We start from the raw sequence: 16,322 nt of genomic DNA on the forward strand, positions 1-16,322 counted from the left end.
AGACACCTCGCTTGTATGCCACTAAAGTAGACCCTCCGTACACTATCTTATATATCTACTATGTCAGACGAAAAATCCACTAAAGAAGATGATTTAAACGCGCGAATTGGCAAAAAAGTGAAAGCTGAAAGGGAAAAGCGCAGTTGGTCACTGACCGAATTGGCTGAGCAGTCTGGCGTTTCACGGGCGATGATCCATAAAATTGAACGTGGCGAAAGCAGTCCTACGGCGACGTTGCTGGCACGTTTGGCGGGTTCGTTTGATATGAGCATGTCGCAATTGATCGCGTTGAGCGAAGTGCAGACTGGCACATTACTGAAACAGCATCAGCAACCGATTTGGCAGGATCCTGAGACGGGATATATCCGACGACATGTTTCGCCAGGGCAAATACCGCTCGATCTTGTCAGCATAGAATTGCCGCCCGGCGTTAGCGTGCCGATGCCGGTAATTTCCTATCTGTCGCGCCGTCAGCTTATCTGGATTTTAGAGGGCGAACTGAGTTTTCATGAAGGCGAAAAAATCTTTGAAATGCAGACGGGTGATTGTCTTGAACTGGGTGATCCCGCCGACTGTATTTTCAGGAATGACGCGGAACAACCTTGTCGCTATGCGGTGATAGTACTCAAATAAGGTCAGCAGCAGTTGAACATCCATGTTTAATGGACCTAAAACTGCCGCCTGGATTGTGCTTTAATGCGCGCACCAGTTCCTGAGCGAATTAATTCCGCCATCTGGTGAGGTAAAGCCAGCGCAGCCTAATATCGAGTCGAATAACTTCTCATGGAATACCGGCGTTTTGTTGTTCTGCAGTTGCTGCAGTTTGGCAAATGACGCTTTGTTATTACTGTCACTTAAAAACTTATCGGATGCCCAAACCATAATTGGCACCGTGCGCTGCGCCATCGGCGCATGATCGCGTGGCGTGCCGTGGAAATGCAGATTGTCGGAAATCGATTCTCCGTGATCGGAGGCATAAAACACGATGGCATTTTTATCTTTCAGGCTATCGAAAGTCTGCTTGAGGAAATAATCGGTATACAAAAGACTATTATCGTAGGAGTTGATCATCTCCTGCGTGCTACAGGCATCATCAATACCCTGACATTCCGGCTTATAACGTGCAAACGCGCGTGGATAGCGTTCGGTATACATATAATGTGAACCTTTGGTGTGAAGAATTACAATATGTTTACCCTGCGGATGGCGCTGAATTGAGTCCTGTAATTCATTAATTAACGCCATATCATCCACCGGCTTACCGACATTACGCTTCTCCGCCTGAATAGATTCGCGCATTGAATAACTGTCGGCCATGACTTTGTTATAGAACCAGGCTTCGCTCTGCATGGAATAGAGATCTTCCGAGAAACCTTGTTTCTTCATCACTGTGAAAACATTCATCTCTTTCAGGGTGCGCTGCGGAGCTTCTGAGGCACCGCCTTCTCTGACAAACATACAGCGCAGCGAAAGCTTGGTTGAGGTATCACAGGAATAACCCTGCAAGTGAACGAGGTTTTTCTCGTGATCGAGATAAGGTGTGTTGTCGCGATCGTAACCGTATAAACCCATATGATCGCGGCGGGCACTTTCACCAATCACAAACACGATATACAAGTTATCCGCATTTTTCGGTGGGACGTATTTAAAGTGTTCAGCGGGATCGTATAGATTACGGTTGTCTTCAGCCTGACTGAATGAACTGTATGCCAGCAAGCCAACGCCCGATAACCAGTTAGATGGTGAATAAGTACCGGCCACAATGCCGCCGTAGCTGGCCATCATGCGGTTATTTTTCTTGTCCTGTTCATCCTGCATCTTGCCCATTAAATTCAACGGTAACCAGCAACCTAATGCGGCAATCACAATGGCGATGGTTTTATAAGACCAGTAACGCTTTTTGCTGATATTCGAAACGGGTTTACTGCGCATTCCGCGCCAGATTAGCCATAGCGGAATGACGTTGATAATTACCATCCACAGCACAAAGTGCCAGCCAACGGATTCCTTAGAGAGATCCAGTGAATCGGTGGCTAAAACGGCGGCGATGATTCCATAACCAATATCAATATTAAAGAAAATCATGTAATAACTGGCCGCGCTGGAGAAAATCACCAGCATGGTCATTAATACGCGCGACAGATATTTTCCGGTTAATGAGGTTAACAACGTTAACAGCATCACCAAACAAAATGCAGCGATGACCTCAGTCACTAATGAAAGGGTATTATCAAACTGCAGTTGCGTATAGCGGCGGATAAAAATCGGAATATTAAGCAGTACGCCGATATAGAGCGAAATAAACGCCGGTAGATAAAACTGTTTAACCCAACCCTTTATAAACATGTGTTCCCCGTTCTTATAATAAACAACTCAATCACTTGCCTGAAAATTGACAACCTTTAGTGAGAGGGTGGATTTGGGTAACAGTTCAATCGTTGCTGGGCCTAAAGTATGTTATAATGTAACAATCAGATTCAGGCGCTAATTCCTCGTTTAGGGCTCATCCAACCGTCTTACCCGCAGATTTCTAATCAATGCAGTGAAAATCCTCACTCGATATATGCATTAATCTCACCATTACACCTGGCATGCGTGATCACCAGAATAAGTATTATTGGATAAACTTAATGAATGACTGCCTATTTGTGTTAAGGAGAAATTTCATGATTTTTAAAATTGAATAAACAGGAAATTAATATTTTTATAATAAGTCAGGAACTTTCTGATTGTTAAGGTGATATTCTGCACAAAAGTGCTTACACAAAACTTACAATCAATTTCGCTTAAGTCTTATTATGATGGCAAAAACAGGGATGTCGCTGGCGCTGTGCGTCGGTATGATCACAACTTCTGCATTGGCGGCGCCGTTAAATCCTGGCGACCGTGATTATATTCAGAACCAGCAACAGCAACGTTTGCAAAATGACCAGCAGCAGCGTGATGCGTTGTGGAGTGCTATCGCGCCGCAGAGCACGCCAGCAGCGGATTCCGGTCAGGCCGGTCCCTGCTTTCCGGTGCAGCATATCGCTATTCGCAACGCCACGCTGATTTCTGTTAGTCAGCAGCAATCGCTGGCCGCTCCTTATATTCATCGTTGCCTGAACTTAACCGAAATTAATTCGCTGGTGCATGCCATTTCTGACTGGTATATGCAGCGCGGCTATATCACCAGCCGGGCGTTTTTAATTGAACAGGATTTATCGCAGGGTGAGTTAATTATTCCGGTGCTGGAAGGGAAGCTGGACGCCATTCGTCTCGACGGCCAGCATCCGCGTTCATTACAGATGGCGTTTCCGGGTCTGGAAGGCAAGGTGCTTAACCTGCGCGATATTGAGCAGGGCATGGAGCAGATTAACCGCGTGCGCGCAACACCGGTACAGATTGAAATACAGCCGTCGCCTAAAACCGGTTATTCCGTGGTTAACCTTACGGCTACGCCGGAACCCCCGCTCAGCGCATCGCTGGGGTTTGATAACAGCGGACAGAAAAGCACCGGCGTTGGCCAGCTCAACGCCTCGCTGACGGGAAACAATCTGCTGGGACTGGCCGACCGCTGGTTTATCAGCGGCGGACGCAGCAGCGCCTTCAGCGACTGGCGTGATGCGCAGAACCTGCAGGCGGGCGTCAGCGTGCCGTACGGCTACGGCCTGCTCGACTACAGCTACAGCTGGAGCAACTATCACAGCAGCTTCGTTAACAACGGCTTTACCTGGCTGAGCAACGGCGACAACGTGTCGCACCGGCTTAACGGTTCGTGGGTGTTGTTCCGCAACGGCGACATCAAAACCGGCGTGCAGCTCGGCCTGAATCACTACTCCAGCCACAACTATCTCAACCATACCCTGTTGCAGAGCAGCAGCCGCAAAATCACCAGCGCGCAGCTGGGGCTCAATCACACGCAAAAAATACTCGGCGGCGTCGCCACGCTCAACCCGACTTTTAGCCGCGGCATGCCGTGGTTTGATGCCGAAGATGACGCGGGAAAAACCGGCGACCTGCCCAAAGCGCAGTTCCGCAAGTGGAGCATCAGCGGCAGCTTCCAGCGCCCGCTGGCTGACAAACTGTGGCTGCTGAGCAGCATTTACGGCCAGTGGTCGCCCGATCGGCTGTACGGCAGCGAACGCCTGACGCTGGGTGGCGAAAGCTCGGTGCGCGGTTTTAAGGAGCAGTATCTCTCCGGAGATGCCGGTGGCTATCTGCGCAACGAGCTGAGCTACAGCCTGTTCACGCTGCCCGTTTTGGGTGACGTCAGCGCGCTGGCGGCCATCGACGGCGGCTGGTTAAAAAGCGACGCGCAGAACCGCGAGTCCACCGGTACCTTGTGGGGCAGCGCGCTAGGTCTCAGCACGCGCGGCCGCCACTTTTACACCCAATACACTGTCGGCATTCCGCTTAGCTATCCCGGCCATCTCCAGCCGGATCACGTCAGCATTTACGCCCGCGTCGGGCTGGTTTTCTAAGAGGCAAAGATTATGGACGATCGTCAACCCGTTTCCCTCGCCCGTCGCGCGCTGAGTTACCTGATTTGCTATCTGGTGGCGGTCCAGCCGATGCTGCCTGCTGTCGCCGCGCAAATCACGCCGGTAACGCCGGACACGAAAATGGATGCCGCCGGTAACGGCGTGCCGGTGGTGAACATCGCCACGCCCAACGGCGCCGGGATTTCGCATAACCAGTACCAGCAGTACAACGTTGGCAAAGAAGGGTTAATTCTCAATAACGCCACCGGCCAGCTTACCCAGACGCAGCTGGGCGGCCTGATCCAGAACAACCCCAACCTGAAAGCCGGACACGAAGCGCAGGCGATCATCAACGAAGTCGTTGGCGCCAACCGTTCGCAGTTGCAGGGCTACACCGAAGTGGCGGGTAAAGCCGCTAACGTGATGGTGGCCAACCCGTACGGCATTACCTGTAACGGCTGCGGCTTTATCAACACGCCGAACGTCACGCTGACCACCGGTAAGCCGCAGCTGGATGCCAACGGCAATCTGGCCGCGCTGGAGGTGACGAAAGGGTCGGTGATCGTCGAAGGTCAGGGACTGGACGGCATCAACGCCGATGCGGTGTCGATCGTTGCGCGCGCAACGGAGATCAACGCCGGGATCCATGCGAAAGATCTTTCGGTGACGTTGGGGGCTAATCGTGTCGGTGCGGATGGTTCCGTCACGCCGATTGCCGGTGAAGGCGCTGCGCCGTCGGTGGCGGTGGATACCGGCGCGCTCGGCGGCATGTATGCCAATCGTATTCACCTGGTGTCGAGCGAGAAGGGCGTTGGCGTAAACCTCGGCAACCTGGTGGCAAAACAGGGTGATATTCAGCTCGATGCAAGCGGCAAACTGACGCTGAATAACAGCCTGAGCAGCGGCGCGCTGACGGCGAATGCTGAATCAGTGACGCTTGGTGGGGAAAACAAAGCGTCCGGACAGGTCACGCTCAGTGCACAGCAGGATGCAACGCTCAACAAAGGGACGCTGGTCAGCGACGCCGGAGTAAGCGTCACGGCGAAAGGGAATCTCATCGCCAGTGGCGCCAGCATCACAGCAGGGCGCGATATTCAGCTTAGTGGTGCAACCGTTGTCACGGACAGCAATGCCGTCGCGAAAGCCGGTAACGATATCCGATTGCAGGCGCAGGACCGGCTCAGCAACAGCGGCCAGCTGACGGCCGGAAAAAACCTCAACATCTCGGCCAAACAACTCGATAACAGCGGCATGCTGGCCGGTAACACCACCGGCATCACTACAAGCAGCCTGCAGAATGGTAAGGGCGCGGCCATTTCCGGCGCAGAGAATCTCACCCTCAACAGCGACAGCCTGCTGAATCAGGGCGTATTGTCAGCGCCGGTGCTCTCAATCAGCAGCGTGCAAACCGACAACAGCGGGCTGATTCAGGGCAGCAAAGCGCTGACCTACAGCGGCAACCGCCTGAACAATCTGGCGGGCGGCACCCTGAGTTCGGACAACAGCTTTGCACTCAATCTGCCGCAGCTGAGTAACAGCGGACTCATCACCAGCAAGGCAGGGCTGACGCTGAGTGGCGACGCGCTTAGCAACAGCGGAGAAATCAACGCCGCCAGCCTGTTTGCCTCAAACGCGCAGCTGAACAATCAGCAGGGCGGCCTGCTGCTCGCGGATAACAACCTCAGTCTTCAAAACGCTGCGCTGACCAATGACGGTCAAATCGCCGCAGCGACAATTCATGTTGATGCCAGTTTGCTGAACAACAGCGGCACGTTGCAGGGCAAACAATCGCTGCAGGCCAGCGGCAAGGCGATAACCAGCAGCGGCACGTTACTGAGTGACGGCAAATTAACCATTGCAGCATACTCGCTCACTAACCGTGGCCAGCTGCAGGGACAACAGCTGGCGGTGACGGCGGGCCGCTGGAATAACAGCGGCAACGCGTTGAGTGCGGGTGATGGCGTACTTAACGCCGCAACGCTTGATAACAGCGGCAAAATTCTCGGTCAGCAGAGCTTACAGCTCAAAGCAGATTCGGTTGATAACAGCGGCTGGCTGCTGGCGCAGGCGCTCACGCTTCAGGGAGACTTAGTTAACAGCGGGCTGATTCAGGGCAGTGATGCGCTGACCGTGACGGGTAATAAACTCAGTAATAAGACCAGTGGCCAGTTACTGAGTGCCGGCAAGCTGACTGCTCAGGCTGACGGCCTGGATAACCAGGGCAGCATTCAGGCCGACACGCTTGATATGCGGTTGCAAAGCTGGCAGAACGCCGGCAGCGCCCAGGCGACCACGCAGTTCCTTGGCACCCTGGGCGGCGCGCTGGATAACAGCGGCACGCTGCTGAGCCAGAACGATTTTGCCCTCATCAGCAACGACATTTCTAACAGCGGTACGCTGGCGGCCAACCGCCTCAGCATCACGGCCCCTCAGCTGACCAACGCCGGGCTGCTGCAGGGTAACCGCTCGCTCTCACTGAACAGCGCGAATATCACCAACGCCGCCAGCGGCCAGCTTATCAGCGGCGGTTCGCTTACGCTTTCTCCGGTACAGCTGACCAATGCGGGCCTGTTACAGGTGGCAGATGACTTCAGCATCAACGGCCGTAACCTCACCAACAGCGGACGCATCACCGCCACTAACCTGAAAGCAGAGCTGAGCGGCACGCTGAATAACAGCGGGCAGGGTGTTCTGCTTGCACAGCGCCAGGCGGATATTCAGGCGAGCACGCTGAATAACAGTGGTTCGATTGCGGCACAGCAGTTGAACGTTTCAGGTGATGTGCTGAAGAATCAAAGCCTGCTCCAGGGTGACAATGGACTCAGCGCGGATTTCAGGCAGTTCAGCAACCTGAGCGCGGGGCAGCTACTGAGCGACGGTATTCTTGCACTGAAGGGCACAACAGCGGATAACGCCGGTGTGTTGCAGGGCAACAGCATTGACTATCAGTTTGGCTCACTGACCAACAGTGGCACCGTTTACGGAATTGACTTACTGAAAGGTCAGTCTGACGGGCTGCTGGATAACCGTGGCAGCCTGACTGCGGGCGGCAACGCCAGCCTGACGGCGGGTAACCTGCAAAACAGCGGTAAAGTGCTGGCCGATCGTCTGGTGCTGCGCGGAAACAGCCTTAGCAACAGTGGCTTATGGCAGGGGACATCCTCGCTGGATGCACAATCGAGCGGCGCTTTAACACAGGCGGCTGGCGGCAAAACGCTTTCCGGCGGCGAGCTGCTGCTGAACGCTGCTGACCTCAACACGTCAGGCACAATCCAGGGCGACAATGCACAAATCAGCGCGGGTGACTGGCAGAATCAGGGCTCGCTGCTGGGCACCGCAGGCGTGTCAGCGGACGTTGCGGGTGAGCTGCGCAACAGCGGTGAAATCCTGTCGCAGGGCACGACACAGGTCAGCGCGCAGAACCTGAACAACAGCGGCTCGCTGCTGGCGGATAAAGCGATGACGCTGAGTGGCGATGCGCTGAATAACAGCGGCAGCGTGCAGGGCGAAACGCTGGCGATTACCCCGGCCAGCGTGACCAATCAGGGCAGTCTGATTGGCCTGCAATCGCTGACTATCAGTCCGGCGCAGGCCCGCGTTTTCCGCATGCTGGCGGTACAGTCGCAGCCCGCACGTGAATTAATCAACAATGCTGGCGGTCAGTTGCTGACGCAGGGCACGTTGAACATTGCCGGGGATGTCATCACCAACAACGGCAGCTGGCAGGGACAACAAATCCTGCTGAACGCCACCCGCCTTGCCAACAACGGTGCTATCAAGAGTGCTGGCGATCTGACGCTCAACCTCAGCGATGGGCTGACGTCCTCCACTGGCAGCAAAATCACGGCGAACGGCAATGCCGCGCTCAACGCGCTCAGCTTCACCAATCAGGGACAGTGGATTGCCGGAAACCTGACCCTTAACGGCACTACGCTGAGCAACGATGGAGAAATCTCCGGCGTTAACGGACTGACAGCGGTAATCGGCGGAACGCTGACCCAGCAGCAAAACGGCGCACTGTTATCGGGTGGCAAACTGGATCTTCAGGCTGCGGCGTTAAGCAATGGCGGCCGCATTCAGGGCGGCGATCTGACGGTCAACACCGGAACACTGACTAACAACGGGCGGTTGCAGGGCGATAATAGCCTGTTGCTGAACACCAGCGGCCGCATCACCAACAACAATAGCGGGACGCTGATAAGCCAGAGTGGGCTGACGCTTGTCACGCCAGAGCTGTATAACTTCGGCCTGATTCAGGGGGCAACCAACCGCATTACCGCCAGCAGCAGCGCGACCAACAGTGGCAAATTGCTGTCTGCGGGTGAGCTCACGCTCACCACGCCTCAACTCGTCAACAGCGGCTGGTTGCAGGCAGCGCAGCTGACGCTGAATGCTGCCAACGCCAGCAACAGCGGCACATTGCTGGCCGATCAGCAGGGAACCTTAACCGGCTCGCAACTGCTGAATCAGGGAACTGCGCAGGGCGGCACGCTGGCGGTCAATTATGACCAGCTTAATAACAGCGGCACGCTGCTGGGTGTCAATCAGCTTAACGTTAAAGCCAGCCAGGTAACGCAGCAGGCAGCAGGAAAGCTGTTCAGCGGTGGCAATCTGCTGCTGGAGAGCACCGGTTTTGATCATCTGGGCCAGGTGGTAGCGCTGGGCGATGCCACGCTGAAACTCATCAACAGCTTTACCGCACGCAATACGCTGGCTGCGGGTAATCGCCTGACGGTAACCAGCAACGGTGCGATTGAGAACCAGGGCACGTTGCAGGGGCAGGCACTGACGTTGAGTGCAGGCGGCGATCTGACGAACAACGGCCAGCTCACAACCGGAACCGGCGACAGCAGCCTGAGGGGTCAGCGCATAAACATGAACAGCGCTGGCACGCTGCAGGGTGGCGGCAACATTACGCTGGCCAGCCGCAGCGACGTAGCACTCAACGGCTTCACCGGCACGCGCGGCAGCCTCAGCATTTCCTCGCCAGGCAGCATTGTGAATACGGCGTTACTTTACGCCGGGCAGAATCTCTACCTGTACGCTAACAGCATTCAAAATCAGCGTGGCGATATGCTGGCAGGCAACAGTCTGTGGATGCAGCGCGATGCGGCTGGGAATGCTAATGGTGAGGTGATCAATACTTCGGGAACCATTGAGTCTCAGAATGGTGATATTACGATTAGGACTGGACATCTGCTGAATCAGAGAGACGGATATCAGGTCACGGAGGAAACGCATCAGTATTTTGACGGCAGCGCTGCTTACATCGATTTGCCCTTTTCTACGTTCGATCCAACGCAGTACACCTTAACCAAAGAAGTTAGCTGCGGCGGAGGGCGAAATGATAGCTGCCATACGAGCTATCCGTTAACCCTTAATGAGGATCAGCATCAGCAAAAGGTACTAATCGGAGAGAAAATTGTAGGCGCGACTGCCAGTGGAGGAGCAGCAAGAATCTCAGCAGGTCGCGATATAATGGCCAGCGCTACAACGCTTGATAATGTAGCCAGTGATATTCTGGCCGGGAGGAACGCTTTCTTATCTGGTGATAGTCTGAACAATAGCTCCTCTGCGACAGGACGTTATCAGACCTGGCAAACATATGATTGTGGCGCCACAAGGTTCACCAGCTGCAGCCAAAATGTCAAAGATGGGAAAATTTCTAACGCCTCCTCTTTCCGTTTTGGCTTTATAGGCCAACCAGAATATGTCTCGATAGAAGACGGATATAGCTATCGTGCCGTCATTCAGGCAGGCGGCAACGTTAACGCCAGCTTCAGCGGTGATATCAGCAATACCTCCACCACTTCCAACGCCGGCTGGACAGGCACCACTGTCAATGCGCCTGCATTAAATCAGCTCGCCGCAATCGGCCTGCTGGCAGCTCAGCAGCGTCAGCAGCTCGCCGCCACAGATAATGTGGCGATCAACTCTCCTGAATGGCGCGACCAGCTGCAAAATGCTCTGCAGCAGATCAACGGCGGCACGTCGCTGCAAAACGCACAGCCTGAAACCGTTGGACTCTCAAACCAGAGTGGCAAACAACAGGGCAATGCAAACCTTGGCAAGGCCGCTCAACTGGCGTCAGGCAGCGCAGTAAAACCATCGGCTCTGGGCAGCTATGGTGCTTCAGCGGTGGATACCAGCGCCTATCCGTTACCCAACAGTGACAATGGTTACTTCGTCCCGGGTGACAGCAGCAGTCCCTATCTCATCACCGTTAACCCGAAATTAAACGGTCTGGGGCAGCTGGACGCCAGCCTGTTTGGCGATCTCAATCAGTTGCTGGGTAAACAGCCTGGCAGCGCACCACAGGAAAGCCGTCAGCAGTATACCGACGTGAACACTTTCCTCGGCTCCTCCTATCTGCTGGACAAGCTAAACCTCAAGCCTGACAACGATTACCGATTCCTTGGCGATGCGGCATTTGATACGCGTTACGTCAGCAACACCGTTCTTAATCAGACCGGCAGCCGCTATCTGAATGGCGTGGGTTCCGATCTGGACCAGATGCGTTACCTGATGGATAACGCCGCCGCGTCACAGCAGTCTTTAGGCCTGCAGTTTGGCGTGTCGCTTACCGCGGATCAGGTTGCTTCACTGGATAAGAGCATCATCTGGTGGGAAGCCACCTCGGTGAATGGTCAGACGGTGATGGTGCCGAAAGTGTACCTGTCCGAAAAAGATACGGCGATGAACAACGGCAGCGTGATTGCCGGAAACAACGTGACGCTCTCCGGCGGTAACATCTCCAATAGCGCCAGTAGTATCGTGGCGCAGAACGCTGTCAGCGCAGACAGCCAGAACACTATCGACAACCTTAAAGCCGGGCTGATTAAAGCCGGAGGCGACCTGAATCTCAGCGCGCTGAATAGCATTAATAACGTCAGCTCGACAATCAGCGGTAAAAAGGTGGCGCTGGAAAGCGTTAACGGTGACATCAACAACACCACCATCAGCTCACAATGGACGATCGGCGGCAGCGGGCCTGTGCAGGCAAGTAAGACACTGCTTGGCCAGACGGCAGCGATTACGTCACTGGATGTGCTCAGCCTGAAGTCCGGCAACGATATCAACATCACCGGTGCCTCACTGAATGCAGGTGGCGATCTGCTGCTCAATGCCTGGCACGACCTCAGTCTCAACAGCATTGAGTCTAGCGAAAGCCGCAAAATCGGCAATAAGGAAACCCACAGCTCCGGTGCCGAGCGCACGACCGTCTCCAGCGGCGGCAACATGACGCTGGTAGCCGGGCAGGATATTACCAGCCAGGCAGCAGCCCTGGCAGCGGAAGGCGATATTGGTCTGCAGGCGGGGCGTGATATCAATCTGAATGCAGTTGAAAGCCGCTCCGGAGACAGTGAACGCGGCAGTAAAAAAACGGTTATCAACGAAGCAGTGCGCCAGCAGGGAACTGAAATTACCAGTGGCGGCAATCTCTCTCTGGCCGCAGGTCGCGATATCACCAGCAAAGCGAGTGATTTAACTGCCGATCAGGATCTGGCTTTAAAGGCTGGCCGTGATGTGAACATCTCTACGGCGACCGAAAGCGATTATGCCTATAGAGAAGAAACCAAAACCAAAAAAGGGTTCCTGAAGAAAACCACCACCCATACCATTCAGGAAGACAGCGTCACCCGTGAAAAGGCCTCACAGCTGAGCGGTAATATTGTGTCTGTGATTGCCGGAAATGACCTGACCATACAGGGTTCTTCCATCGCGGGTGACAAAGGCGTCGCACTCAGTGCAGGCAATGACCTTAACATTGTCACCGCCACCAACACCGAATCTAGTTACAGCCTGAAAGAGGTGAAAAAAAGCGGCCTGATGGGCGGCGGACTCGGGCTCAGCTACGGCAAGCAGTCGGCTAAGAGCGAACGCAACGGCGAGCAGGTTACGCAGAGCGATGCGCGCAGTTTGGTGGGAGCAGGCAACGGTGCGGTGAGCCTGACGGCAGGCAACAACGCACTGATTAAGGGCAGCGACTTGGTGGCGGGCGGCCAGAATGGCGACATCAGCGTGACGGCGAAGAACATCGCCATCGTAGCCGGACAGGATCAGGTGAGCGAAACCGCGAAGCAGGAGTCGAAGAGCAGCGGGTTTGGCCTGAGCCTCAACCTAGGGCCGCTGGACACGGTGCGCAACCTTCGCGACATCATGAACAACACCAGTTCGGTGTACGATCAGGTCAAGCAGATTGGTAACGAGTTTGGGGCCAGCGCGGTGGATTCACCTGCGCCAGGTTTGACCTATGGCCGTTCAGGCAGCAAAGCCAGCCAGAACAGCGAGAGCGTTTATCAGAGCGGTAGCACGCTTAATGCCTCCGGCAATCTGACTCTGAAAGCCCGCGGTAATGCGGATGCAGCAACCGGCAACATTCTGGTCCAGGGCAGCAGTCTCAATGCCAGTGGCAAAGCCACGCTGGATGCCACACGTGATATCGATATCACTACCGCCGCCGACACCCAGAAGGCGGCAACTAGCAGTAGCAGCAAGAGCTGGTCGGTCACCACGTCTGCTTCATTAGGTGCACTGACGCGCAGCGGCGGCGGTTCGCCGAACAACGGCTCGGCGGGCACCAACTACGGCTCGAAAAACAGCCAGATGAGCGGTGACACCAGCATTCTCTCGCAGCACACCTCATCAATCACCGCCGGCAGCGTTGACGTTACCAGCCATAAAGGTGATATCTCGATAACCGGCTCAACGCTGACCGGCACTACCGGCGTCTCGCTGAAGGCGAAGCAGGGTAACGTCAGCGTCGTCGCGGGCGAAGATCGCCAGCAGACGTCGGCCAGCGGCTCGGATCACGCCATTGGCGATCTGGGCGGCGACGGCTACAGCGGCACGGTGGGCGTGGGCCATAACAGCTGGAAAAACGCGAGCTCAGGCACGCAGCAGAACACCGTACGCAGCGGTATCGTCAGTACGCTGGGTGACGTGACGGTTAATGCGGCTAAAGACGTTAACCTGCAGGGCGCAGACATCTATGCCCGAAACGCACTGAACGTTAACGGCGAAAACATCAACCTCGACCCGGCGAAAGATACGCACGACGCCAGCAGCACCAGTAAATCCTCGCAGTATGGCATCACCGCTCAGGTATCCGGCTATGGTGTGAGCATGGCGCAGGCGGCTGACAAGGTGGCTCAGTCGCACAAACAGAGTGACGATCCACGCCTGCAGGCTATTTATGCCGCGCAGGCTGCCATGACCGCGCTGTCGGCATATACCCAGAACACTGCCGCCGTCAAAGTCACGGTTAGCGCCACCGCTGGCAGCAGTCATCAGTCAGTAGAGCAGAGCAGCACGCAGCAGAGCGGCAGCGTGCTGAAGGCCGGTGGTGACGTAGCGGTCACGGCGAAGCAGGATATCACCGGTGAAGGCGTCAAAATCAGCGGTGATAACGTCTCGCTGAGCGCGGGCCGGGATATCGACCTGAACAGCGCCGTGGACAACAGCAGCCAGCAATCGAGCAGCGGCGGCAGCAAGTATGGCGTCGGCGTGGGCTTCGGCCTTGGTGGCAGCCAGAATGGCTTCTCCATCGAGCTGGCCGCCAGCCAAAACAGCGCAAACGGCAACGGCAGCAGCATCACGCATCACAATAGTGAAGTGAGCGCAGCAGGCGATCTGACGGTGAAAGCCGGTCAGGACGTGACACTGAACGGCGCGAACCTCAACGGTAATCACGTCGACCTCAATGCGGGTCGCAACCTGGAAATTGCCAGCCAGCAGGATCGTGCGAGCTACGACAGCCACCAGAGCGCTTCCGGCTTCAGCGCCAGCATCTGTGTACCGCCAATCTGTGCAGGCGTACCGGTGCAGGGCAGCGCCAGCATGAGCGGCAGCAAGATCTACAACGATTTTGATTCTGTACAGCAGCAAAGCGGCATCAGCGCGGGTGACGGTGGCTATAACATCTACGTCGGCAACCACACACAGCTGGATGGCGCGGTTATTGCTTCCTCCGCAACGCCAGATAAAAACCATCTCAGCACCGGTACGCTCGGCTGGACGGATATTGAAAACCACGCCAACTCAGGCGCCAACGGCTACAGCGTCGCCGTCAGCGGCAGCATGGGTAAAACCACCACGCCGGCGTCTGACAGCTTCATCAAAAATATTCCAAAATCTGGGCAGGCACAGCCTTCGGGCGGCAACTCGCTGCCAATAGGTACGCTGCAGCAGACGAAAGATCGCGCCAGTTCGACGACCTACAGCGCCATTTCACCTGGCACCATCGAGATCCGTAATCCGGATGCGCAGAAGCAGGACGTGGCGCAAATCAGCCGCGACACTGCCGCAGCGGAGAATGCGCTGAAGGATAAATTTGATGCGCAAAAGATGGAAGACAGTCTTGCTATCCAGCGCGAAATGGCGGTGCTGGGGCAGCAGGCCATTCAGCAGACATTCGACGCGCTGAAGAAGCAGGAGAAGGAGCAGGAGAGAAACAAGCTTAAAACCGATGCCGCGTTCAACGGGCTTTCAGAAGAGGAACAGAAAAAAGCGCTCGACAAGATCGATAAGAACGTCGAAGAGAAGTACGGCATCGGATCAGACCTGCAGATTGCAGCACAGGCAATCAGCGGACTGTTTGCCGGTCTGGCGGGAGGTAACGTCAGCGGCGCGGTCGCGGCAGGCGCAGCTCCGCTACTTGCACAGATGGTCAAGCAGGTGTCGCAGGGGAACGAGCCAATGCGCATCCTGCTACACACGCTGGCGTCAGGGTTGATTGCTAAAGCGCAGGGCGGTAGCTCCATGGGCGGTGCGGCAGGAGGCCTGACGGCCGGATTGCTCAGCTACAACGACGCACTCAGCCATCTGTTATACGGCAAGGGTGCATCAGAATTGTCAGCTGATGAGAAGATGCTGGTTGCTAACATTGTCACGCTGGCGGGCGCAGTAGCTGGCGGGGCTGTTGATGGAAGTGTCGGAGCAGGTAGCGGCGCATCTGCGGGCAGGACAGAGGTGGAGAATAATACGCTAAGTCTTAAGCAGAACCAGTCGCGCGCTCAGGAGATGGTGCATTGCCAAGGCAACTCCGACTGTGAAAATAATGTCATTAAAAAGTATAAGAAGTTAAATGATGAACAACATCAGAGTGTTATTGGATGCACAGGCGTACAGGATTGTGTCAACAAAGCTAATGAAGTTAGCCAGTTAATGACGGATTATGCGAATCGTACAAACGAGTTAATGGAAAAATCCCGTCTTAATGACAAGCTAAGTGCAGAAGAACAGTACGAACTTTCAATCCTTCAGGTTACTTCAATTCAGCTGGAAGCGGATAGGTTGGCTGCTATTCACAATGCATTGATGTCGGGGGACTCTCCAGAAGCGAAGCAGCTTGCTATAAACTCTCTGGTTCAGGCTGCTGGAACCAGTGCTGCGGGGATTGCGGCAGGAGTTGGAAAGAATGGAAAAGGCGGGGCATCGGGATCCGATATTGAAACAACTGGGAAAACAAGCGGCGCAGAGAATGCAGCCACCTATGCGAAGCTGAAAGATGACTTGATACAGCAAAACCTGAACAATATTGCGATGCAGGATCCGAGGCTGGCAGCAGTCGTCAAAGGTGATAATGGCAAGCTAAACTACGGAGTTGGTTCAGGAACAGCTATAGAAGCTGATCAATTAGGTAAAATTTGGGCTGGTGATGGTGCAAGACTCACCAGTGATGGGTCTGGATTAATGAGTGCTGATAGAACTCGTGTATATCGTTTTCCTGCCTCAAAAGAAAATAGTGCATATTCAACGACTGGTACTCAGGCTAATTTTGAAACTTACAAAATAGACCCGACGACTGGAGAAAGGAGTAAGATTGGTAATGGTCATCTTGATATAGAATAGGAAATA

Annotated in this window: 4 protein-coding genes; 3 read left to right on the forward strand and 1 reads right to left on the reverse strand. The window is 54.9% G+C overall.

From position 1 onward, the window contains the following. Nucleotides 1-60: 60 nt before the first annotated feature. Complete coding sequence (locus tag P6287_RS20460; protein ID WP_277975242.1) at nucleotides 61-633, forward strand: XRE family transcriptional regulator; 573 nt, start codon at nucleotides 61-63, stop codon at nucleotides 631-633. Between the two features lie 60 nt (nucleotides 634-693). Here P6287_RS20460 and eptB read toward each other — a convergent pair whose 3' ends face one another. Next, nucleotides 694-2,346, reverse strand: a complete 1,653-nt coding sequence (eptB, locus tag P6287_RS20465; protein ID WP_277975243.1) for a kdo(2)-lipid A phosphoethanolamine 7''-transferase — start codon at nucleotides 2,344-2,346, stop codon at nucleotides 694-696. Between the two features lie 452 nt (nucleotides 2,347-2,798). On the opposite strand from eptB, the gene P6287_RS20470 reads away from it, so the two are divergent. Together P6287_RS20470 and P6287_RS20475 are read left to right on the forward strand one after the other, a co-directional pair. Continuing rightward, on the forward strand, nucleotides 2,799-4,463 hold the full coding sequence (locus P6287_RS20470) for a ShlB/FhaC/HecB family hemolysin secretion/activation protein (RefSeq protein WP_277975244.1): 1,665 nt from the start codon (nucleotides 2,799-2,801) through the stop codon (nucleotides 4,461-4,463). Between the two features lie 12 nt (nucleotides 4,464-4,475). Continuing rightward, nucleotides 4,476-16,316 (forward strand): hemagglutinin repeat-containing protein, encoded by an 11,841-nt coding sequence (locus P6287_RS20475; RefSeq protein WP_277975245.1) that lies wholly within the window; start codon nucleotides 4,476-4,478, stop codon nucleotides 16,314-16,316. Nucleotides 16,317-16,322 lie beyond the last annotated feature (6 nt).

This window comes from Pantoea sp. X85 (assembly GCF_029623675.1).
In the GTDB taxonomy this organism is placed as follows: Bacteria; Pseudomonadota; Gammaproteobacteria; order Enterobacterales; family Enterobacteriaceae; genus Pantoea; species Pantoea leporis.

What these genes read in the sequence shown, in the direction of transcription:
- P6287_RS20460 (WP_277975242.1), top strand. Translation starts at nt 61, where the DNA reads ATGTCAGACGAAAAATCCACTAAAGAAGATGATTTAAACGCGCGAATT.
- eptB (WP_277975243.1), bottom strand. Translation starts at nt 2,346, where the DNA reads ATGTTTATAAAGGGTTGGGTTAAACAGTTTTATCTACCGGCGTTTATT.
- P6287_RS20470 (WP_277975244.1), top strand. Translation starts at nt 2,799, where the DNA reads ATGATGGCAAAAACAGGGATGTCGCTGGCGCTGTGCGTCGGTATGATC.
- P6287_RS20475 (WP_277975245.1), top strand. Translation starts at nt 4,476, where the DNA reads ATGGACGATCGTCAACCCGTTTCCCTCGCCCGTCGCGCGCTGAGTTAC.